Source organism: Mesorhizobium sp. B2-4-19 (assembly GCF_006441315.1).
GTDB lineage: Bacteria > Pseudomonadota > Alphaproteobacteria > Rhizobiales > Rhizobiaceae > Mesorhizobium.
Genome location: NZ_VFUV01000003.1, coordinates 32,214 through 52,133, shown reverse-complemented (window position 1 = coordinate 52,133; position 19,920 = coordinate 32,214). Strand labels below are relative to the sequence as shown.

Here is a 19,920-nt window from a genome sequence, read left to right as displayed (position 1 = left end):
ATTCAGCCCAAACGCGACGACCAGACGGGAAACAGATCGTTGTCGGCTGGCGTCGCGGCAAACACGCCACGGCTGATGGCGCGCGCCATGGTGGCCCCGGCCGCGGCATAGAGGTCGATTGCCGCATCGGCCTCGAGCCGGATGCCGCTCGTTCCCGTCGCCAGTGCGAACACCAGGTCACCATCGGCCGGCGTGTGCGTCGGCCAGATGGCGCGCACGAAGCCGTCATGCGCCGACATTGCCAGGCGTTTCGCCGCGGCCTTGGTGAGGACCGCATCCGTCGCGATGACGGCGATGGTGGTGTTGCCGCCGGTTTGCATCTGCTTGCCCGCATGTTTGTCGCGGTATTTCAGCAAAATCTCCTTCGCATCGTCCGGCATGGGCGCGGGATAGCCGAGCCCGCCGAATTCGTCGCCGATTTCGAAGGGCGCCGCCCAGAAATGGCGGGTGCGCGCGACGGTCACCGATCCGGTGGGATTGACGGCGGCCAGCGCACCGATGGTAACGCCAGTGTCCAGCAGCGACGAAGCGGAGCCCAGGCCGCCCTTCAGCCCGGCGGTCAGCGCACCGGTGCCGGCACCGACCGTGCCGAGCTGGAAATCGGTGGCGGCGGATTGCGCTGCCTGATAGCCGAGGTCGCGATATGGGGGATAACGGCCCCATTCCTTGTCCCCACCATTGCGCAGGTCGAACAGGATCGCCGCCGGCACGATCGGCACGCGAAATCCGCCCACCTCGAAGCCGATGCCGCGCTCGCGCAGCGCCGCCTGCACGCCGGACGCGGCATCGAGGCCGAAAGCCGAGCCGCCCGACAGCACCACGGCGTGGATCGCCTCTATCGAATTGTGCGGTTCGAGCAGGTCCGTCTCGCGCGTGCCCGGCGCACCGCCTAGGATCTGGACACCGGCCACCGCCGATTCGTCGCAAAGGATAGTCGTCACGCCGGATTTCAGCCGGGCCTCGGATGCATTGCCGACGCGCAGGCCGGCAACGTCGGTGATCAGATTGCGAGGACCGGTGCGGAACATCAATTGCTTTCCAAAGGCACGAAGCGCGCGCCGTCGAAGCGGAAGACGCGGTAGGGGCTCTGGCTGAGGTCGCCCTTGGCGTCGAAGCGGACCGGGCCGATCGCCGTGGTGAAATCGTGCCCGCTCAGCACCTCGGTCAGCGGCTTGCCCGGGGACAAGGCCGATGCGGCCTTGGCGATCTCCACCGCTGCATAGGCCGGCAGCGTGTAGCCGTCCGGCACGATCTTTTGCACGGAGAAGCTTTCCAGCACCCTTGCGTCGGCGACATCGGCCCATTCGGGCGGCGCGATCATCAGCGTGCCCGTCGCATAGGCCACGTCTCCGGGCGGCGTGCGCAGATTTTCGCCGCCGGCAAAGACCATGCCGGCCTGAAGCTGTGCGGCATCGCGCCCCATAATGGCGATGTCGTCGCCGTCGCCGCCGGCAAAGACATGGGTGGCGCCGGCCTTCTTCAGTCGCCCGATCATCCCTATCTGGTTATCGAGTTGCGGCCGGAACGTATCGACGAACACCGGCTTCAGCGCCGCTTGGTCGGCTGCCGCGCGAAATGTCTCGGCCATCTCGCGGCCATAGATGGTGCCGTCGTCGATAATGGCGAACAGCTCGTTCTGCCACAGGCGGGTGAGGGTGGAGGCAACGGCGTTGCGCTCATCGTCGCCGCGCGGCCCCAGGCGATAGACCGGCCAGCCGGTTTTGGCGCGGCGATCGGTAAGGCTTTCGGTGCGCACGCCGACGGTGATGACCGGGATATTGGCGTCCTTGAGGATCGGCATCGCCGCCTCGATGGCTTCGGTGCAGAGGAAGCCGATCACGACACTGACCTTGGCCGCGGCAAGAGCCCTGGCCGCGGCAGCACCGCCATCGGCGGTGCAGGCATCATCCTCGATCTCGAGTTCGACGCCGTTTGCCTGCGCCGCGAGCCCGGCACCAGCCTCGATCTGCTTGCCGAGGATGGCCGACGGTCCCGACAACGGAGCAGCAACGCCGATCGTCAGCGTCTGGGCGCTGGCGGCGCCGGCCAAGAACAGCCAAGCCAGCGCGGCGGATATCGTTGCCCCGGGTCGCATCCTGCCGAAGAGTTCCTCCCAAGCCCGCGATAACAGCGCGAGCGCCTATTCTCGCCAAGACCTAAAGGCTGCCCGGCCTTGGTGCAACACGCGAATTCGGGGATATGGGCCAAGCACTTCGCTTGTGGCATGTCATGTCTGGCCATATATAGCGGTAGGGTTCTGGCTATGGACAATTTCCGGTGCTGAAGAAGAATGACATTGGACCGCAGGCCTATCGCGACGCGATGAGCCATTTTGCCGGCCACGTTCATGTGGTCACCACCGACGGGCCCGCCGGCAAGCGCGGCACGACGGTGATCGCTGCCTGCTCGGTGTCGGACACGCCGCCGACCATCCTGGTCTGTCTCAACCGCGAAAATGCCAAGAATGAGCTGTTCGTGAAAAACGGCCGGTTTGCCCTGAACACGCTGGCTTCGCATCAGGAACCGCTGTCGGTCGGCTTTTCCGGCATCACCGGCCTGCCGGTCGAGGAGCGTTTCGCGCTCGGCGAATGGGACGTGATCTCCACCGGTGCACCGACGTTGAAGGGGGCGCTGGCCGTGTTCGACTGCGAACTGATCGACACCAAGGACCTGGCCACGCATCGTGTGCTTTTTGGCAAGGTGACAGGCCTTCGCATGGGCGATAATTTGCGGCCGCTGATCTATCACGCCCGCGGCTACCATGTCCTGGACAGCGGAGCGGCGGCGTTCACGGAGAAAGAATGACCGAACTGAAACCGCGCCCCGTACCGCGGACGATCGACGAGACGCTCGATCTCCTGACCGGCGCGGACTATGTGGCGGACCGATCGCTGGCGACCGTGCTGTTCCTGTCGCTGCGCATGAACCGGCCATTGTTCCTCGAGGGCGAGGCCGGCGTCGGCAAGACCGAGATCGCCAAGGTGTTGGCGCAGGCGCTTGGCCGCCGGCTGATCCGCCTGCAGTGCTATGAAGGGCTCGACGTTTCGTCTGCTGTCTACGAGTGGAATTACGCCGCGCAGATGATCGAGATCCGCATGGAGGAGGCGGCCGGCAAGGTCGACCGCACCGCCATGGAGCGCAACGTCTTCTCGGAAAAATACCTGATCCGCCGGCCCGTGCTCGATGCGCTGACCGGCAAGACGGGAGCGGCCCCGGTCTTCCTGATCGACGAACTCGACCGCACCGACGAAGCCTTCGAAGCGTTCCTGCTCGAAATCCTCTCCGACTACCAGGTGACGGTGCCCGAACTCGGCACCATCAAGGCGGAAGAACCGCCGATCGTCATCATCACCACCAACCGCACCCGCGAGATCCACGACGCGCTGAAGCGGCGCTGCCTGTATCACTGGGTCGATTATCCCAGCGCCGAGCGCGAATTGGAGATCGTGCGCCGCAAGGTGCCGCGGGCCAACCAGCGGCTTTCGGCGGAGGTGGTCTCCTTCATCCAGAAACTGCGCCAGATCGAATTGTTCAAGGTGCCGGGCGTTGCCGAGACCATTGACTGGGCCGGCGCGCTGACCGAGCTCGACAAGGTGGCGCTCGACCCGGAAACCGTGTCTGATACGATCGGCGTGCTGTTGAAATACCAGGATGACATTGCCCGCATCGGCACGGGCGAGGGCCGGCGCATCCTCGACGAGGTCAAGGCCGAGCTCGCGGCGGCGGAGTAACGCGATGAAGGCGCCGCGTACCGACCCCAAAGAGGCGACGGCGGACGGACGCATCGCCGACAACATCGTCTATTTCGCCCGCACCTTGCGCAAGGCAGGCATGCGGGTCGGGCCGGCCTCTGTCAAGGATGCCATCGAGGCGGTGCTGGCCGCCGGCATCGGCTCGCGTGACGATTTCTACTGGACGCTGCATGCCGTGCTGGTGTCCAGGCACGAGGATCACCCGGTCTTCGACGAGGCCTTTCGCCTGTTCTGGAAATCGCGCGAACTGATCGAGAAACTGCTGGCGATGTTTTCGCCGGTGGCGCCCGACGTCAGGGAAAAGCAGAAGCCACGCGCGGCCGAGAACCGCGTCAGCCAGGCGATGTTCGAAGGCCATCAGAAAAACCAGCCACCGCAAGAGGTCCCTGAGATCGAGGTCGATGCCCGCTTCACCTTTTCCGGCAACGAGGTGTTGCGGGGCAAGGACTTTGCCCAGATGAACGCCAGCGAAATGGCGGACGCCAAGAAGGCGATCGCCGAGCTGCGGCTGCCTTTCGACATGGTGCGGACCCGGCGCTTCAAGGCCGATGCGCATGGCCGTCGCATCGACCCGCGCGCCATGATGCGCTCGGCCGCGCGCACCGGCGGCGAATTGATCCTGCCGAAATTCCGCTCGGCCCGTGAAGTCCACCCGCCGCTGGTGGTGCTGGCCGACATTTCCGGCTCGATGAGCCAGTACACGCGCATCTTCCTGCATTTCCTGCACGCGCTGACGGAAAAACGCCGCCGCGTCCACACCTTCGTCTTCGGCACGCGGCTGACCAATCTGACCCGGCAGATGCGCCACCGCGATCCCGATGCCGCCCTTGCCGATTGTTCGGCGGCGGTCAAGGACTGGTCCGGCGGCACGCGCATTGGCGACACACTGGCAGAGTTCAACCTGATATGGTCGCGGCGCGTGCTGGGACAGGGCGCGGTCGTGCTTCTGATCACCGACGGGCTGGAGCGCGACGATGTCGCCGGCCTTTCGCAGGAGATGGAGCGGCTGCACAAATCCTGCCGGCGGCTGATCTGGTTGAACCCGTTGCTGCGCTTCGGCGGTTTTCAGGCACGCGCCCGCGGCGTCAAGGCGATGCTGCCGCATGTCGACGAATTCCGCTCGGTACACAATCTCGATGCGCTCGCCGACCTCTGCGCGTCGCTGGACAGGAAGTCGGCACAGTCCGTCGATCCGCGGCGATGGATGGAAGCTGGCGCGAGGCAGGCCGCATAGCCATATGCTTCCCGGCCCCCTGGAAAAACAGACCTTGAGAGAAGCAAAGATGAACGACAGTCATTATCTCGATGAGGCCCGCGATCCGCTGATCATCGCGGAAGGTTGGATGAAGGATGGCAAGGATGTCGCCATTGCCACCGTGGTCGAGACCTGGGGTTCGGCGCCGAGGCCTGTCGGCAGCCATCTGGTCATCGACGCCGAAGGCAATTTTCACGGCTCGGTCTCGGGCGGCTGCGTCGAGGGCGCGGTGGTGACCGAGGCGATCGACGTCATCGGCTCCGGCAAGGCCAGGATGCTCGAATTCGGCGTCGCCGACGAAACCGCCTGGCAGGTCGGCCTGTCCTGCGGCGGCCGCATCAAGGTGTATGTCGAGCGGTTGGGCTGATCTCAGATGGATCCATACGCCCTGAAGACTTTGAATGCCGAACGCCGCGCCCGCCGTGCGGCGATCCTCGTCACCGATCTCGGTGATGGCCGCGACCGCATCGTGCGTGAGGGCGACCAGGTCGCCGGGGATCTCGGAGCCGCGATCGCCAAGGCCTTTCGATCGGGCAATTCCGGTTCGGTCGAGGCCGAAGGGCGGACCTTCTTTCTCAACGCGCATCTGCCGCAGCCGCGCCTCGTGGTGATCGGCGCCGTCCATATCAGCCAGGCGCTGGCACCGATGGCGAAAATCGCCGGCTATCCCGTCGAGATCATCGATCCGCGCACCGCTTTTGCCACGTCGGACCGCTTTCCCGATGTCGCTCTGCATGCCGAATGGCCGGAAGATGTGCTGAAGCGCCAGCCGCTCGACAGCTACACCGCACTTGCCGCCGTCACCCATGACCCGAAGATCGACGATTTCGCGCTGAAAGCCGCGCTGGACGCCAATTGCTTCTATGTCGGTGCGCTTGGCAGCCGCAAGACGCATGCCAAGCGCGTCGAGCGCCTGCTGGCGCTGGGCGCTACTGCCGACCAGATCGCCCGTATCCATGCGCCGATCGGGCTCGATATCGGTGCGGCGAGCCCCGCCGAGATCGCGGTAGCCGTTCTCGCGCAGACCATCTACGCATTCCGCTCGCGCGGCCTCGATGCCAAAGGCGCGGTAGCGTGAAATTCGGTCCGATTGCGATTGAAGAGGCAGAAGGCGCGGTGCTGGCGCATGCCACCACCGCTGGTGAAAAGCGCTTTCGCAAGGCGCACAGGCTGAGCGCCGAAGACGTCTCCGTACTCAAGCGGGCTGGCGTCTCGCAGGTCGTTGCGGCGGTGCTGGCCTCGGATGATCTCGGCGAGGACGCCGCGGCGCAGAGAATTGCCGAGAGCATGAGGTTCAGCGGCATCGAGGTGAGGCCGGCGGCCACCGGCCGGGTCAATCTCCATGCCAAGGCATCCGGCATCTTCACCGTCAGCACGGCAATGATCGACGCCATCAACGCCGTCGATCCCGCCATCACCATTGCCACGCTGGCCCAGCATGCCCCGGTCGAAAAAGGCCAGATGGTGGCGACGGTGAAGATCATCCCCTTCGCGGTCGCCTCCGCCTTGGTCGACACCGTGATGAAAATCTGCGCCGGCGGCGAGATCTTTGCCGTCAACGCCTATCAGCCGGTGCGCGTTGGCGTCATTCAGACGGTCCTGCCGGGCATCAAGCCCAGCGTGCTCGACAAGACGCTGCGCGTCACCGAAGCGCGGCTGGCGCGTTCGGGCGGCAGGTTGACGGCGGAGCGCCGCACGCCGCACGAGATCGCGCCCGTGGCGGAGGCCGCCGCCGCGCTGGCGCGCGACAATGACCTGGTGGTGATCTTCGGCGCCTCGGCAATGAGCGATTTCGCCGATGTCGTTCCCGCGGCGATCGAGAGGGCCGGCGGAACAATTGTCCGCGCCGGCATGCCGGTCGATCCCGGCAATCTGCTGGTGCTCGGAACACTCGGCGGCAAGCGCGTCATCGGCGCGCCCGGCTGCGCCCGCAGTCCCAAGGAAAACGGCTTCGACTGGGTGCTCGACCGCCTGGTTGCCGGCCTCGACGTCACCGCGAAGGACATCGCCGGCATGGGGGTCGGCGGGCTGCTGATGGAAATCCCGACGCGTCCGCAGCCGCGCGAACCGATGCCGGCCAAGAGCCGGCTCAAGGTCGCCATAGTGCTTCTGGCGGCTGGCCGGTCAAGCCGCATGGGCGGCCCGAACAAGCTGATGGCGCTGTTCGACGGCAAGCCGCTGGTGCGCCGCACCGCCGAGCGCGCGCTCGCATCGAAGGCATCGGGCACGATCGTCGTCACCGGCCATCAGCGCGAGCGCGTGCGTGCGGCTCTGGCGGGGCTGGATGTGACCTTCGCCGACAATCCAGATTTCGCCGATGGCCTGTCGACCTCGCTGAAGGCCGGCATTGCCTATCTGCCCGAAGACACCGCCGGCGCGATGATCGTTCTGGGAGATATGCCTGGCGTTGTATCAGGCGATCTCGACCGGCTGATCGATGCCTTCCGCAAGGCAGGAGGCAATTCCGTGGTCCGCGCCTCGCATCAGGGCAAGCGCGGCAACCCGGTGCTCCTGCCGCGCGCGCTGTTCCCGGCCATCGCCCATCTCGAAGGCGATACCGGCGCACGCCACCTGGTCGAGGCCGAGGGGCTCGATGTCATCGATGTCGAGATCGGCAAGGGCGCATCTGTCGATGTCGACACCCGCGAGGCGCTCGAAGGTGCTGGCGGCGTGCTGCAGGATTGACAAACCCGAACTGAATTAAGCATGGCTGAGCGATGGTTTTCAGTTCACCAGCCTTTGCGCTTCTACCCCCCTCTGGCCTGCCGAGATGGCCGGCAGGCCAGAGGGGGGCGTGCCGCGCTGCCCTCACAGCTTTGCTTTTCTTGGTTTCTTCGGCCGCCAACGCCGACACATTGTCCCTAAAACCCTTCAAGGACGATCTCTTCGCCTATCCGGCGACCTTGTCGACGGGCGACGGCGGCGCTTACACCGTCATCGATTACCGTGAGATGCGCGATATCAACCAGCGCGACGAAGTGCCGGAAAAGCGCGTGCATCCGCAATACACCGACACCGGCGTGCGCAAAGTGCAGCAGGATTTGATGCTGAAGACGGACGCCGGCGATGTCAGGCACGTGGCCGTCGGCAAGACGCAAGGCGCCGCCCTCATCGTGCTCTACCTGCACGGCCAGGGCGGCAGCCGCAAGCAGGGCGTCGACGATTTCACTTTCGGCGGCAATTTCAACCGGCTCAAAAACCTGATGGCCGGGAATGGCGGGCTTTATCTCTCGCCGGATTTCCCGGATTTCGGTGACAAGGGGGCCGCACAGGTCGCGGCATTGATCGATCATTATGCCGAACAGTCCCCAGGCGCGAAAATCTTCGTCGCCTGCGGCTCGATGGGCGGCGCGTTGTGCTGGAAGCTTGCCGCGCGCAACGATACCGGCCGGCGCGTCAACGGGCTGCTGCTGCTCGGATCGCTGTGGGACGAGAGTTTCCTCGCCAGTCCCGCCTTCAGGCGCCATGTCCCCATCTTCTTCGGCCAGGGCAGCCATGACGTGGTGTTTCCTGTAGCGAACCAGGAAGCCTTCTTCCGCTCCATCATCGCCAGGTCGAAGGCCTATCCGACCCGCTTCGTCCGCTTCGAGACCGGCACGCACGGCACGCCGATCCGCATGGTCGACTGGCGCGGCACGCTGAACTGGATGCTGTCGAAGGCACCTTGACCGGCGCTGCTCCGACGTCCCTCAAGGCGCGGTGTTGTAGTCGACGACCGTCTGAGGGTTCTCTTCGCCGTCATAGGACGCATCGACGTCATACTGGACCAGCGAGAAATCGCCGTTGCGGAACAGATAGGTTCCCGAATCGGAGGCATCGCCGACGCCACGCCACTTGTTGAAGGTGGTGATCGTATGGGTGTCAGTGTCATAGTCGGAATTGACCGCCCAACCGGTTGTCTCGAAGCCGACGATGCTCATGCCCAGCAATTTGCCGTCGCTGTTGTTGTTCTCATAGCGGATGTCCATCTTGGGTTCGGCGAACTGCAATTGCTTCACGGCCGACAATTCGTCGGTCATGTAGTAGACCGAGCTTTCATTGTAGGCCGCGGCCGAACAGGAGAAATGGAACAGCCGCGTTTCCTTGTCGGGATCGCCGGGCTGCGCATCCTTGTCCTTGTACTTGATCGAAAATACCTTCGGCTCATCAGCCAGGAACTGCTTGTCGCACTGGTCGCCATAGGTCACCAGGAAGGCTTTCTTGGCCTGCTCGAGTGCCGTATCCTTCTTCGGCGGCGGCGGGCCGTCGCCGCAGCTTGGCGGCAGCGCCTCTTCGAAATTGGCAGTGGAGGGTTTCAGCGCGCCTTTTTCGATATGGATCGGATCGAAGGGTGGCGCCGTCTGGATCTGGGCATTCACCTGTCGCAGCGTGTAGCAGCCGGCAAAGACCTTTTCCCCGCCGCTCTTGTCGGTGGCACGGATGGCGACCGGGATATTGTAGAAGATGCTGCCGGCGGCACCGTCGTCCGAAATGGCACCGGTCGCGACCTCGACCTTGTCGGTGCCGTCATAACCCTTGACGAAACTGTCGAAATCCTTAGCCGGCTTTGTGTCGCCGAAGTAACCCCAGGCGCGGGCGAATTCGTGCCGGTTGATGGCACTGTAGAGCGAGCGAATGACCGCCTCGGCGCTCGATCGGTCGTCGACATAGGGTGCTTCAGGCGCGTCATCGGCGGCCAGCGCCGCTTGGCCGGATGCGGCAAGGGAGAGAAGGGCAGTCGCTGCCAGAAGGACGCGTCTCATCGGGAATCTCCGCTCGATAACGCAAATTCTACCATGGCGATTGCGGCGGCGTGGTGACGCGGAGCCTGCGGCGCTTGAAGAATCGTCCGCGCAGGCGCTACGTCGCTGCGCCGGCGTTCCGACCGGACAGGAGATCTGACGTGACGATATCGATGTATGAGGCATCCGTGCCCGTGTTTTCAACCAGGCTGAAAGCACTTTCCAACGTGCTGGCGGCTGCCGAACAGAATGCGCTTGACCGCAAGATCGACCCGCAAGTGTTTTTGACGGCGCGGCTCGCACCCGACATGTTCGCTTTGACCCGGCAGGTGCAGATCGCCACCGACCATGCCAAGGGCGCGCCGTCGCGGCTGGCCGGCCGAGAGGTGCCAAAATACGAGGACAATGAAGCAAGCTTTGCCGAACTCGATGCGCGGATCGCCAAGACGCTCGCGCTTCTGGCGACGTTCTCGGCCGCCGAAATCGACGGCTCCGACGACAAGGTGATCGAACTGAAACTCGGCGGACGCGAAACGACGTTGGCTGGCATGCAGTATCTGCTGCATGTGGCCATGCCCAACTTCTATTTCCACCTCACCACCGCTTACGACATCCTTCGCCACAATGGCGTGCCGCTCGGCAAGGCGACATTCCTGGGATCTCGTTAAGGAGCAGGCATTGCGAGATGTCCCGGATCCGGTCGGGACATCTCACGAGACGCATCTAGCGAATGGACATTTCGCGGGCGACGCGCGGAAAATCGGCGGGCTTGATGCCGATATCGGCGCGGTCGGCATTGCTCATCGAATAAAGCAGCGCGAGTGCCGCGCGATATCGCAGATGTTCCTGCGGGCGCGGCCGGGCAAACATTTCTGTGAAGAAACCCATGAATCAGGCTCCTGGTTGGTCCTCCACGCCAGCCAATATAGGCGAATCGTGACAATTGTGCAGTGCAGCATTTGCATGCCTGCCATGTCCGGATAAGTTTCCTAGAATTTTTTTGCGGCCCGCTGAAACTTCCGCGCCGCACGAACCGTAGGCTTCGACGCTGGCACGTGGCCAGTTTTTCCTCGCCACTCCTGGCGAATTTCCGGACTGCATGAAAGTGCAGTCCGGCTTTTTGTTTTGAGGGACCGGCCACGATCCTCGAATGGCTAAATTCATTAGGATCGGTGGTATGTATTTTTAACGAGCCGGTTCTATGGTCTGGAAACCTGACAGTCAGGCAAGGAGGAGGCCGACATCGCTACCAGCGCCAAGCGTGATTTCGCTTCGCTGCTCGACGACCTCTTCGTTGCCTCCGACAAGGGCGACGGTATCGAGGGCGACGAGGCCGGCGCGCGTCCGTCGATTCCGTTCGATTATCTCTCGGTCGCCGATGAGCTCCATTCCGGCCGCATCAAGGTATCCGCCGCCGAATATCGCGAGGCCGGTGCCGACTTGGCGAGCGAATTCGCCGCCTTGCTCGAACATGCCAAGCTGGCGCTGGCTGCCGAGGACCCGAAGCCCGAGGAAAAGCTGCCGCCGATCGATCCGGAATCGATCGCGGCCGAACTGGGGCTGAACCAGCCCAAGAGCGCCGCCGATTTCGGCCGCATGCGCCGCAGCTTTGCTTTTATCAACCATCCCGATCGCGTTGCCCCGCATCTGCGCCAGCGCGCCATGATCCGCATGCAGGTGGCGAACATGCTGATCGACGAGGCCAAGCGCCGCGCCGTGGCCGGTGCCCGCCGCTAGCCAACCGCTGGTTCACGCAAAAGTCGGCCTGGCGAGGCTTGGAGAGCGGCATGGCTTTGCCTATACATGCAGCCCCCCTCCCGCGCAGACCTTCCCTCCGGAGCAGAATTCCATGCACAAACGCCGTCTCGGTCGGACCGATCTTCTTGTTACCCAGATCTGCCTCGGTTCGATGACCTGGGGCCAGCAGAACACCGAGGCCGAGGGCCACGCGCAGCTGGACCTGGCTTTTTCGCGCGGCGTCAATTTCATCGACACCGCCGAGCTCTACCCGATCCCGCCCAAGGCGGAGACGCAGGGGCGGACGGAAAAGATCATCGGCAGCTGGATGAAGGCCAAGGGCAACCGCGACAAGGCGATCCTTGCCTCCAAGGTCGTCGGCCGCACCGCCAACAGCTGGTTCCGCGGCGACAGGCCGTCGCAATTGGTGCGCGCCGATATTTTTGATGCCGTCGACAAATCCCTGGCCAAGCTCGGCACGGACTATCTCGACCTCTACCAGATCCACTGGCCGGAGCGGGATATCCCCTGGGGTGCCAATCCGACGCGCATCGGTGCCGTGGCGCGGCGGGCCGATGCCGACGGCGTACCGGCCGACGAAACGCCGATCGCCGAGACGCTCGGCGTCTTCGATGAGCTGGTGAAGGCGGGAAAGATCCGCCATTTCGGCCTGTCGAACGAAAGCTCCTGGGGCGTCATGCGGTTTCTTGCCGAGTCCGACAAGGGCGTTGTCCCACGCGTGGCGTCGATCCAGAACGCCTACAATCTCGTCAACCGCACCTTCGAGGTGAACCTTGCCGAGGTCTGCGGGCGCGAACAGGTGTCGTTGCTGCCCTATTCGCCGCTGGCGCAGGGCTACTTGACCGGCAAATACGACCATGGCGCCCGACCGCAGGGCTCGCGCTCGCAATTGTTCAATCGCGGCCAGCGTTACGAGACGCCGAATGCAGCCGAAGCGCTGCTCGAATACAATGAACTGGCGCGCTCCTTCGGTATGGAGCCGGCGCTGTTTGCCAATGCCTATGTGTCGAGCCGGCCCTTCGTCACCTCCAACATCATCGGCGCGACGACCATTCCGCAGCTCGAAATGGCGTTGTCTTCGGTGGACGTCGTCTGGACCGAGGAGATGCAGAAGGCGGTGGACGCGATCCATCAGCGGGTCGGCAATCCCTGTCCCTGATCGGCGGGAACAGAATATCATGGAATAACAAAGGGGTGGAGAGAATGGCGGATTTTTCGATCGAGGCCGTGCGGGGACAATTTCCAGCGCTTTCCCTGACCGACAAGGGCCGCCGTCGCATCTATCTCGACAATCCCGCCGGCACGCAGGTGCCGCAGGCCGTCGCCGATGCGGTGTCGCGCTGCCTGCTCACGACCAACGCCAATCTCGGCGGCTATTTCGAAACGACGATCGCGGCTCAATCCGTCGTCGACGAGGCGCATCAGGCGATGGCCGATTTCCTTGGTGCGGCGAGCCCCGAGGAAATCATCATCGGCGCCAATATGACGACGCTGACCTATCACATGTCACGCACGCTCGGCCGCACGCTGAAGCCCGGTGACGAGATCATTCTCACCCGCATGGACCATGAGGGCAATGTGTCGCCCTGGCTGCAACTGGCCGAGGATCTTGGCCTCGTGGTGCGCTGGTTGCCATTCGATGAAAAGAGCTGGCAGGTCGAAGAGGAGGCGCTGGCCGGGCTGCTGTCCGACAAGACACGGCTGGTCGCGTTGAATTATGCCTCGAACCTGACGGGTTCGATCAACCGGGTCAGATCCTTGACTGCCATCGCAAAACGGGCCGGCGCCCTGGTCTATGTCGATGCCGTGCAGTTCGCACCGCATGGCCTCATCGACGTGCAAGAACTCGGCTGCGATTTCCTGATCTGCTCGGCCTACAAATTCTTCGGTCCGCATATGGGCATTTTGTGGGGGCGGCGCGAAATCATCGATGGCCTGAAACCCTACAAATGCCGCTGTTCGTCCAATGGCCTGCCGGAGCGGTTCGAGCTTGGCACGCCGCAGATCGAGCTGATGGCCGGCCTCACGGCGGCCGTCGGCTACTTTGCCGAGCTGGGTGCGGCAGCGGGTGAGAGTGGTTCGCGCAGGCAGAAGGTCGCCAGGGCGTTCGAGGTTTCGATCGCCTATGAAAACCCGCTGGCGCAAAGGCTGATCGATGGCCTATCCGACATTCCGGGCCTGACCATCCATGGCATCACCGATCGCAAGCGGCTCGCCGATCGCGTGCCGACGGTCTCCTTCACGGTCGAGGGCATCGTGCCGGAGACGATCGTGCGGCAAATGAATGCCGAAAACATCTTCCTGTGGTCCGGCCACAACTATGCCTGGGAGATCGTCCACCAGCTCGGCATTCCGGCCGAGCAGGGCGTCGTGCGCATCGGCATCGCGCACTACAACACGGCGGCGGAAATCAACGAGACGCTGGAGAGCGTGCACCGGGTCATCGCGATGCTCAGGCAGCAGCGCTCCTGACGCCAGCAGAAACCGTCACCGCATCCTGCCGCCGAAGCCGGTGAGGAAGGCGGTGAGATTGTCGCCGAGTGCGTCGCAGAGATAGCCGCCTTCCTGGACGATGACGCTCGGCAGGCCGAGTTTGCCAATCGCCTCGCCAATACGCGAGAAGCCGGGCGTCGTCAACGAAAGCCCGCCGAACGGATCGCCCTCGAAGGCGTCGAGGCCGAGCGCGACCACCAGCGCGTCCGGCGAAAAGGCGCGGATACGCTGGAACGCCACTTCGAGCGCCTCCAGAAACGCCGCGTCGGCGGATTTGCGCGGCAGCGGCAGATTGAAATTATAGCCGAGGCCGGGGCCTTCGCCGCGCTCGTCGGCATGGCCCCAGAAGAACGGATAGAAGCGCACCGGGTCGGCATGCAGCGAAACGGTGAGGACGTCGGGACGCGCATAGAAGATGCCTTGCGTGCCGTTGCCGTGGTGCAGGTCGACGTCGAGAATGGCCACGCGCGCCGCCTGCTTGCGCAGCACCTGCGCAGCGACCGCCGAATTGTTGATGAAGCAGAAGCCGCCGGCGACATCGGCAAAGGCATGGTGGCCGGGCGGGCGACACAGCGCATAGGCTGCCGGCGCGCCAGCCATGACAGCTTCCGCCGCTTCGACCGCACTCCAGGCACTCCACAGCGCGCTTTGCCAGGTTTCGCCCGAGATCGGGCAAGCGGTATCGGCCATATGATAGCCGGCCTGGCCGACGGCTGAGGCCGGATAGGAGCCGTTGCGCGCGATCGGGTGGATGTTGGGGATTACTTCCGCCGAGGCGCCCTCAATGCGCTGCCAGCGCTCGAAAATATGTTCGAGGAAGTCGAGATATTCGGGCGTGTGCACCGCCGAGGCCGCGCCGAGCCCGTGATTGCGTGGCCGCTCGATCGTGCAACCGGCAGATTTTGCGCCGGCTAACAATCTTTCGACGCGCTCGGGCTTTTCCGGATTGGGCTGCGCGGCACCGCTGGAAAGAAAGGCCTTCGGGTCGTGGCGCTTCTGCTCTTCGGCGTAAAAGGCCTTCATTCCTGCTCCCCATTGACCGGCGCGTCGGCGAAGGCAAAAAAGGCTTCGCCGACGATTTTCTGCGTCTGTTCGTAACTCGACCAGGCGATACCCAGCCTTTCATAGAAGGCCTTGGCGCCTTCATTGTCGGTGTCGACCGACAGTCTGAGATAGACGCCACCTTCTTTGCGGCATTCCGCAGCAACACGCCGCAACAGCCGCTCGCCGATCTTGCGGCCACGGAACCGGTGCTCGACATAGAGGTCCTGCACATAGACGCCGGGCCGCCCCATCCACGTCGAAAAGATCGGAAAATGCAGGCAAAGGCCAGCGAACGCGCCGCCGACCTCGGCGATCAGCGTCGAAAAGGCGGGCCTTTCGCCAAAACCGTAGCGGCGGAGATCATCTGATGTGGAGGTGATCTCCTGATGCGCGCCGATATGGGTGCCGAGTTTGAGAAGCGCGGCGTGGATCGTTTCGGCGTCATCGATGCGACCGGGGCGGATCAGGACGTCACTGGTTTGGTCACGGTCTTGCCTCAAAACGCCACCCGGTCGCCACCTTTCAGCGCCAGCATCTCACGTGCCTCGGCCGGCGTGGCAATCTCCAGCGACAGGCCGTCGAGAATGCTCCGGATGCGGCGCACCTGATCGGCGTTGGATTTCGCCAACTGGCGGCCATCGTAGAGACTGTCTTCCAGGCCGACACGGACATTGCCGCCCATCGCCGCGGCGATCGAGATCAGCGGCATCTGCTGGCGGCCGGCAGCCAGCACCGAGAACTGGTAGCTGTCGCCGAACAATTTGTCGGCGATGCGCTTCATGTGGATAAGATTGTCCGGATCAGCGCCGATGCCGCCCAGAATGCCCAGCACGAACTGGATGAACAGCGGCCCCGACACCAGACCGCGGTCGCGGAAATGCGCCAGCGAGTAGAGATGGCCGACATCGTAGCATTCGAATTCGAAGCGCGTGCCGCAACCCTTGCCCAGCCTCTCAAGCACGCCTTCCATATCGGCGAAGGTGTTCTTGAAAATGGTGTCGCGCGTGGCTTCGAGCAGTTTCGGCTCCCATTCGTGCTGCCATTCGCGTGGCTTGTCGAGCATCGGGAACAGCGCGAAGTTCATCGAGCCCATATTGAGCGAGCACATTTCGGGCTCGGCGCGCAGCGGCGCTGCCAATCGCTGGTCCAGCGTCATCAACGAAGAACCGCCGGTAGTGATGTTGATCACCGCGTCGGTTGCCTGCTTGATGCGCGGCAGGAACTGCATGAACACCTCCGGATCGGCCGTCGGCCGGCCATCCCTGGGGTCGCGGGCGTGTAGATGCAGGATCGCCGCGCCGGCCTCGGCGGCTGCAATGGCGTCGGTCGCGATCTGGTCCGGCGTCACCGGCAGGTAGGGCGACATGGACGGCGTATGCACCGAGCCGGTGACGGCGCAGGTGATGATGACTTTTCGCGGCGCCATTCTTTACTCCCGGCCTTCGACCGGAAGGTCGAGCTCCGATGCCAGAACCTCCAGCGAGTCGCCGATGATGGAGATGATCTCGCCGACCTGTTCGCTGGTGACGATCATCGGCGGCGCGACCATGAAATTGTCGCCGTCGACGCCACCCTTGACCCGGCGGCCATAGATGATCAGCCCGCGCTCATAGGCGAGGTCGAGCAGGCGCTGCGTCGCCTTCTTGCTCTGGTCGATCGGCCGCAATGTCTCCGGATCGGCGACCATTTCGACGCCGGTCAGCAGGCCTTTGCCGCGCACGTCGGCGATGAAGGGAAAGCGCTTCGCCAGTCCCTTCAGCCCGTCCATCAGCACGTCACCCATGGCGGCGGCATTGGCGATCAGGTCGAGCCGGTCCATTTCACCGAGCACGGCAAGGCCGGCGGCGCAGGCGAGCGGATTGCCGGCATAGGTATGGCCATGCTGGAAGCCCCCGGAGGCCAGCAGCGGCTGCACCAGCCGCATCGGCGCCGCCAGTGCACCGAGCGGCGCATAGCCCGAGCCCAGTCCCTTCGACAGCGCGACGATGTCGGGCTTGCAGTTCCAGTGATCGCCGCCGAGGAATTTGCCGGTGCGGCCGGCACCGCTCATCACTTCGTCATGGATCAGCAGGATGCCGTAGCGGTCGCAGATCTCGCGAATGCGCGCATAGTAGCTGTCCGGCGCGACAAGCGCAGCGGTCGCGGCGCCGCCGATCGGCTCCATGATGAAGGCAACGACGCTTTCCGGCCCTTCGGCCACGATCTTGTCCTCCAGCATGTCGGCATAACGGATGCCGCGCTGTTCCATCGAAAGATTGTCGTGGTCGCGCCAGGCGGTGGGCGCTGGCACGGTGGGCATCACCCGCATCATCGGCTCAAAGGTCTCGGCCAGCGCGTCGTCGCCGGTGATGGAGAGCGAACCCAGCGTGCCGCCATGATAGGAAGGAAACCGCGTGATCACCTTCCAGCGGCTGGCCTGGCCGGTGGCAACGGCCCATTGCCGCGCCAATTTGATGCAGGATTCCGTCGCCTCCGAGCCGCCCGAGACGAAGAAGATGCGGTCCATGCCTTCCGGCAGTTTGCCGGCCAGTTCCCGCGCCAGTTCCTCCGCCGGCTCGTTTTCGAAGTGCAGCCGATAGGCAAAGGTGGCGCGGTCCATCTGCCGCTTCATGGCGTCCAGCACATTGCGGTTGGAGTGGCCGATATTGGCGACCATCGGTCCGCTCGAGCCATCGATGAAGCGGCGGCCGTCCTGTGTCCACATATAGATGCCCTCGGCGCGGTCGATCAGCGGCCGACGCAGGCTGGAGAGGTAGAACAGGTGCGACTGGCGCCGGGCTTCGGCCTCTGGAGCGGCAGGCTGGACTTTCGACATGTCAGGACTTTCCGAGATAGCGATCGAGGACATTGCGGGTGACGCGTTCGACCATCGGGTCTTGCCTTAGCAGGCCGGCCACCCATTCGCAGCTTCCGGCATGAAAGACCTCGCCCTTGCCGCGCGGGAAATTGACGATCATGCCATTGCCGCGTTTGACTTTCTCGAGATTGGCGTCGCTCGCCTCGCCGAACAAAGTCTCGGCGGTGAAGCGGCCATCCTCGTCGGTGAGGAACTGGTCCTCGATCGGGATATCGGCGCTTTCCTCGACTTGGGATGCCATACCGACGGCGAGGACCTGCAGCCCGTCCGGCGCGCCACTGTTGGCTGTTGGATAGGGCAGGCCGCCGCGGATCTCGAAGTCGAGCCCGTCGACCTCATAGCCATAGACATGGCTGTCGGCGCCGAGCAGGTCGCCATAATAGATGCCGGTGCCGGCGAAGGCCCAGTGTTCCGGCCGGTAGACCGGAAAACCGCGTACGCCACGCGGCGCGCAGCCGCCCCAGCCGGCATAGACGCCGCGCGTCGCGTTGAGGCCAAAGGTCGCCGAACCTGGCCGGCCGATTTCCGGCGCTTCCCAGGAATTGGTGGCGCGAGTGACGTCGCCGCCGCGGTAGGCGGGGTCCTCGGCCCGGGCACGATATTTGTAGCAGACCTGCCGCCGGCCTTCGTCCTCGAGCCGCGTCTGCCACATGAAATTGCCGGCGAAACGCGCCGCATGCCCGCCGCGCTCAACATAATTGTCGACCGCATCGCGCATTTCCCATGTCCAGTACTCGTCATGGCCGACGAAGACGGCGCAGTCGTAGCCGTCGAGAATGTCGGGCGAGACATGCAGATCGTGCTGGCTGGCGAGATCGACATGATAGCCGGCCCCCTCGGCGAAGCGGAAGAAGTGGCTGTCATAGCTCGCCCAGCCGGACGAGGCGTATTTCTTCGAATGGCCGGTGGCGAGCGCCCATTCCATGTGGGGGTAGCGTGGTACCGTCTTCGGCGGCACGGCGACCTCGAGCGGCACGCGCGGCGCATCTTTTGGCAGCACGACGAAGCCGCGGCACCAGGGGCGTTGCGTCGACACAACGGGCGAGTACTGGTTGCGGTCCGGCCCGGTGATGCCCTGATAGTGGTTGGAGCCGCCCCAAGTGTTGTAGGCAAGCCAGGTGCCCGTCGCCGCCACCTGCAGCACACGGCCAGGCTTCTTGCCGGGTTGGGGAGAGACGATGAAGAGGTGGTAGCCATGGATCGCCCTACCGTCATGGCCAACGGAAGTCAGCGTTACCCGATAGGCACCGGACGGCCAGTCGCTCCCGACACGGAATTCAAAGGACGCTTCCCAGCCGCAACCCTCGGCGGAACATTGGTCGGGCGTGTCCTGCCAGCACGCCGCAACGCCGGATTTCTCGAACACTTTCGTCTCGCTTCCACCGTCGCGGATGATCGCCATGCTGAAGGACGGCGCTGTCGAGCTGACATGCAGCGTCACCATTTCGCCGGCGCGATAGGAAAAACGGTCCGAATAGCACCAGATTTCGCCGTGCTCGCCATCCATGCCTGGCCACTCATAGTAATGGCCGCGCACCGCGTGGCGGCGCTGCTCGGGCGTCAGCCCGAAATCGGGGAATTCGGTCGGCAGATGGGTCATGAGCACCGGAAAGGATCGTCGGCCGCCATTTCGGCCATCTGCCGGCCAAGCGTCAAATGGAAACGATCGGGCCAGCAATTGCTTAGCCGCCCTTGGCCGCGCCCGGCAAAGCGACTATTTCAGGCGAGGCGGTATGTTCCGCCTGGGGAGCCAGTATGCTGAGAGTGCAAAAGGTCAAGGTCGACGAGATCTACGTGCCGACGGCGCGCAAGAAGACATTGCACCCAGAGACCGTCCGCCATTTGGCCGAGGACATATTGGAGAACGGCATGAAGATGCCGATCCAGGTCCGCCACGACGGCAAGCGCCATATCCTTGTTGAAGGCCTGCACCGGCTGGAAGCGGCCAAGTGGCTTGGCGAGACCGAGATCGATGCCTATCTGGTACAAGCCAAGCGTCACTGACGCCTCGTTCGTCCTCCGCCGCATTGAAAGCCTGCC

Annotated in this window: 21 protein-coding genes; 12 read left to right on the top strand and 9 right to left on the bottom strand. The window is 64.0% G+C overall.

Going from position 1 to position 19,920, the window contains the following annotated elements:
• Positions 1 to 2 precede the first annotated feature (2 nt).
• Positions 3 to 1,028 carry a P1 family peptidase gene (locus FJ546_RS06250; protein ID WP_140888559.1) on the bottom strand — a complete coding sequence of 342 codons (1,026 nt, stop codon included), beginning with the start codon at positions 1,026 to 1,028 and terminating at the stop codon, positions 3 to 5.
• Entirely contained in the window at positions 1,028 to 2,095 is a 1,068-nt protein-coding gene (locus FJ546_RS06245) for an ABC transporter substrate-binding protein (protein WP_140888558.1), read from the bottom strand. The genes FJ546_RS06250 and FJ546_RS06245 overlap by 1 nt, the downstream gene beginning before the upstream one ends.
• Before the next feature lie 182 nt (positions 2,096 to 2,277).
• Here FJ546_RS06245 and FJ546_RS06240 point away from each other — a divergent pair, with 182 nt between their 5' ends.
• The 7 genes from FJ546_RS06240 to FJ546_RS06210 all read left to right on the top strand — a co-directional run bounded on the left by FJ546_RS06240 (position 2,278) and on the right by FJ546_RS06210 (position 8,675).
• Positions 2,278 to 2,805: a flavin reductase gene (locus FJ546_RS06240; RefSeq protein WP_095791541.1), complete on the top strand. Its 528-nt coding sequence runs from the start codon at positions 2,278 to 2,280 to the stop codon at positions 2,803 to 2,805.
• The gene (locus FJ546_RS06235; RefSeq protein ID WP_140888557.1) at positions 2,802 to 3,731 is read left to right on the top strand and encodes a MoxR family ATPase; all 930 of its coding nucleotides are present in this window, start codon (positions 2,802 to 2,804) and stop codon (positions 3,729 to 3,731) included. The genes FJ546_RS06240 and FJ546_RS06235 overlap by 4 nt, the downstream gene beginning before the upstream one ends.
• A 4-nt stretch (positions 3,732 to 3,735) precedes the next feature.
• A complete protein-coding gene (locus FJ546_RS06230) occupies positions 3,736 to 4,986 on the top strand; it encodes a VWA domain-containing protein (protein WP_140888556.1) in 1,251 nt (416 codons plus the stop codon).
• Between the two features lie 49 nt (positions 4,987 to 5,035).
• A complete protein-coding gene (locus tag FJ546_RS06225) occupies positions 5,036 to 5,374 on the top strand; it encodes an XdhC family protein (RefSeq protein ID WP_095770876.1) in 339 nt (112 codons plus the stop codon).
• Between the two features lie 6 nt (positions 5,375 to 5,380).
• Positions 5,381 to 6,085: an XdhC family protein gene (locus FJ546_RS06220; protein WP_140888555.1), complete on the top strand. Its 705-nt coding sequence runs from the start codon at positions 5,381 to 5,383 to the stop codon at positions 6,083 to 6,085.
• Entirely contained in the window at positions 6,082 to 7,692 is a 1,611-nt protein-coding gene (locus FJ546_RS06215) for a molybdopterin-binding/glycosyltransferase family 2 protein (protein WP_140888554.1), read from the top strand. Before FJ546_RS06220 ends, FJ546_RS06215 begins: the two co-directional genes overlap by 4 nt.
• Positions 7,693 to 7,823: 131 nt before the next feature.
• Positions 7,824 to 8,675, top strand: a complete 852-nt coding sequence (locus tag FJ546_RS06210; protein WP_140888553.1) for an alpha/beta fold hydrolase — start codon at positions 7,824 to 7,826, stop codon at positions 8,673 to 8,675.
• Between the two features lie 21 nt (positions 8,676 to 8,696).
• Here FJ546_RS06210 and FJ546_RS06205 read toward each other — a convergent pair whose 3' ends face one another.
• The gene (locus FJ546_RS06205) at positions 8,697 to 9,749 is read right to left on the bottom strand and encodes a DUF1176 domain-containing protein (RefSeq protein WP_140888552.1); all 1,053 of its coding nucleotides are present in this window, start codon (positions 9,747 to 9,749) and stop codon (positions 8,697 to 8,699) included.
• 140 nt (positions 9,750 to 9,889) lie between these two features.
• Between FJ546_RS06205 and FJ546_RS06200 the strand changes: the two genes are divergently transcribed.
• Entirely contained in the window at positions 9,890 to 10,396 is a 507-nt protein-coding gene (locus tag FJ546_RS06200) for a DUF1993 family protein (RefSeq protein WP_140888551.1), read from the top strand.
• A 55-nt stretch (positions 10,397 to 10,451) separates the two neighbouring features.
• Here the strand turns inward: FJ546_RS06200 and FJ546_RS06195 are convergent, their stop codons facing one another.
• Positions 10,452 to 10,616 carry a hypothetical protein gene (locus tag FJ546_RS06195; RefSeq protein ID WP_140888550.1) on the bottom strand — a complete coding sequence of 55 codons (165 nt, stop codon included), beginning with the start codon at positions 10,614 to 10,616 and terminating at the stop codon, positions 10,452 to 10,454.
• 387 nt (positions 10,617 to 11,003) lie between these two features.
• Between FJ546_RS06195 and FJ546_RS06190 the strand changes: the two genes are divergently transcribed.
• From FJ546_RS06190 to FJ546_RS06180, 3 genes are all read left to right on the top strand, one after another.
• Positions 11,004 to 11,465, top strand: coding sequence for a hypothetical protein (locus FJ546_RS06190; protein ID WP_140888549.1), 462 nt, complete (start codon positions 11,004 to 11,006; stop codon positions 11,463 to 11,465).
• Positions 11,466 to 11,577: 112 nt separating this feature from the next.
• Complete coding sequence (locus FJ546_RS06185; protein ID WP_140888548.1) at positions 11,578 to 12,645, top strand: aldo/keto reductase; 1,068 nt, start codon at positions 11,578 to 11,580, stop codon at positions 12,643 to 12,645.
• A 44-nt stretch (positions 12,646 to 12,689) separates the two neighbouring features.
• Entirely contained in the window at positions 12,690 to 13,958 is a 1,269-nt protein-coding gene (locus tag FJ546_RS06180; RefSeq protein ID WP_140888547.1) for a cysteine desulfurase-like protein, read from the top strand.
• A 15-nt stretch (positions 13,959 to 13,973) separates the two neighbouring features.
• Here FJ546_RS06180 and FJ546_RS06175 read toward each other — a convergent pair whose 3' ends face one another.
• The 5 genes from FJ546_RS06175 to FJ546_RS06155 are packed head-to-tail and all read right to left on the bottom strand — an operon-like array spanning position 13,974 to position 19,480.
• The gene (locus FJ546_RS06175; protein WP_140888546.1) at positions 13,974 to 15,002 is read right to left on the bottom strand and encodes a histone deacetylase family protein; all 1,029 of its coding nucleotides are present in this window, start codon (positions 15,000 to 15,002) and stop codon (positions 13,974 to 13,976) included.
• On the bottom strand, positions 14,999 to 15,523 hold the full coding sequence (locus tag FJ546_RS06170; RefSeq protein WP_181167832.1) for a GNAT family N-acetyltransferase: 525 nt from the start codon (positions 15,521 to 15,523) through the stop codon (positions 14,999 to 15,001). The genes FJ546_RS06175 and FJ546_RS06170 overlap by 4 nt, the downstream gene beginning before the upstream one ends.
• On the bottom strand, positions 15,520 to 16,449 hold the full coding sequence (locus FJ546_RS06165) for a 3-keto-5-aminohexanoate cleavage protein (protein ID WP_140888545.1): 930 nt from the start codon (positions 16,447 to 16,449) through the stop codon (positions 15,520 to 15,522). The genes FJ546_RS06170 and FJ546_RS06165 overlap by 4 nt, the downstream gene beginning before the upstream one ends.
• A 3-nt stretch (positions 16,450 to 16,452) precedes the next feature.
• Positions 16,453 to 17,838 (bottom strand): aspartate aminotransferase family protein, encoded by a 1,386-nt coding sequence (locus FJ546_RS06160; RefSeq protein WP_140888544.1) that lies wholly within the window; start codon positions 17,836 to 17,838, stop codon positions 16,453 to 16,455.
• A gap of 1 nt (position 17,839) precedes the next feature.
• Positions 17,840 to 19,480: a N,N-dimethylformamidase beta subunit family domain-containing protein gene (locus tag FJ546_RS06155; protein WP_140888543.1), complete on the bottom strand. Its 1,641-nt coding sequence runs from the start codon at positions 19,478 to 19,480 to the stop codon at positions 17,840 to 17,842.
• A gap of 155 nt (positions 19,481 to 19,635) precedes the next feature.
• Between FJ546_RS06155 and FJ546_RS06150 the strand changes: the two genes are divergently transcribed.
• Positions 19,636 to 19,884, top strand: coding sequence for a ParB N-terminal domain-containing protein (locus tag FJ546_RS06150; protein ID WP_095770329.1), 249 nt, complete (start codon positions 19,636 to 19,638; stop codon positions 19,882 to 19,884).
• Positions 19,885 to 19,920: the final 36 nt, after the last annotated feature.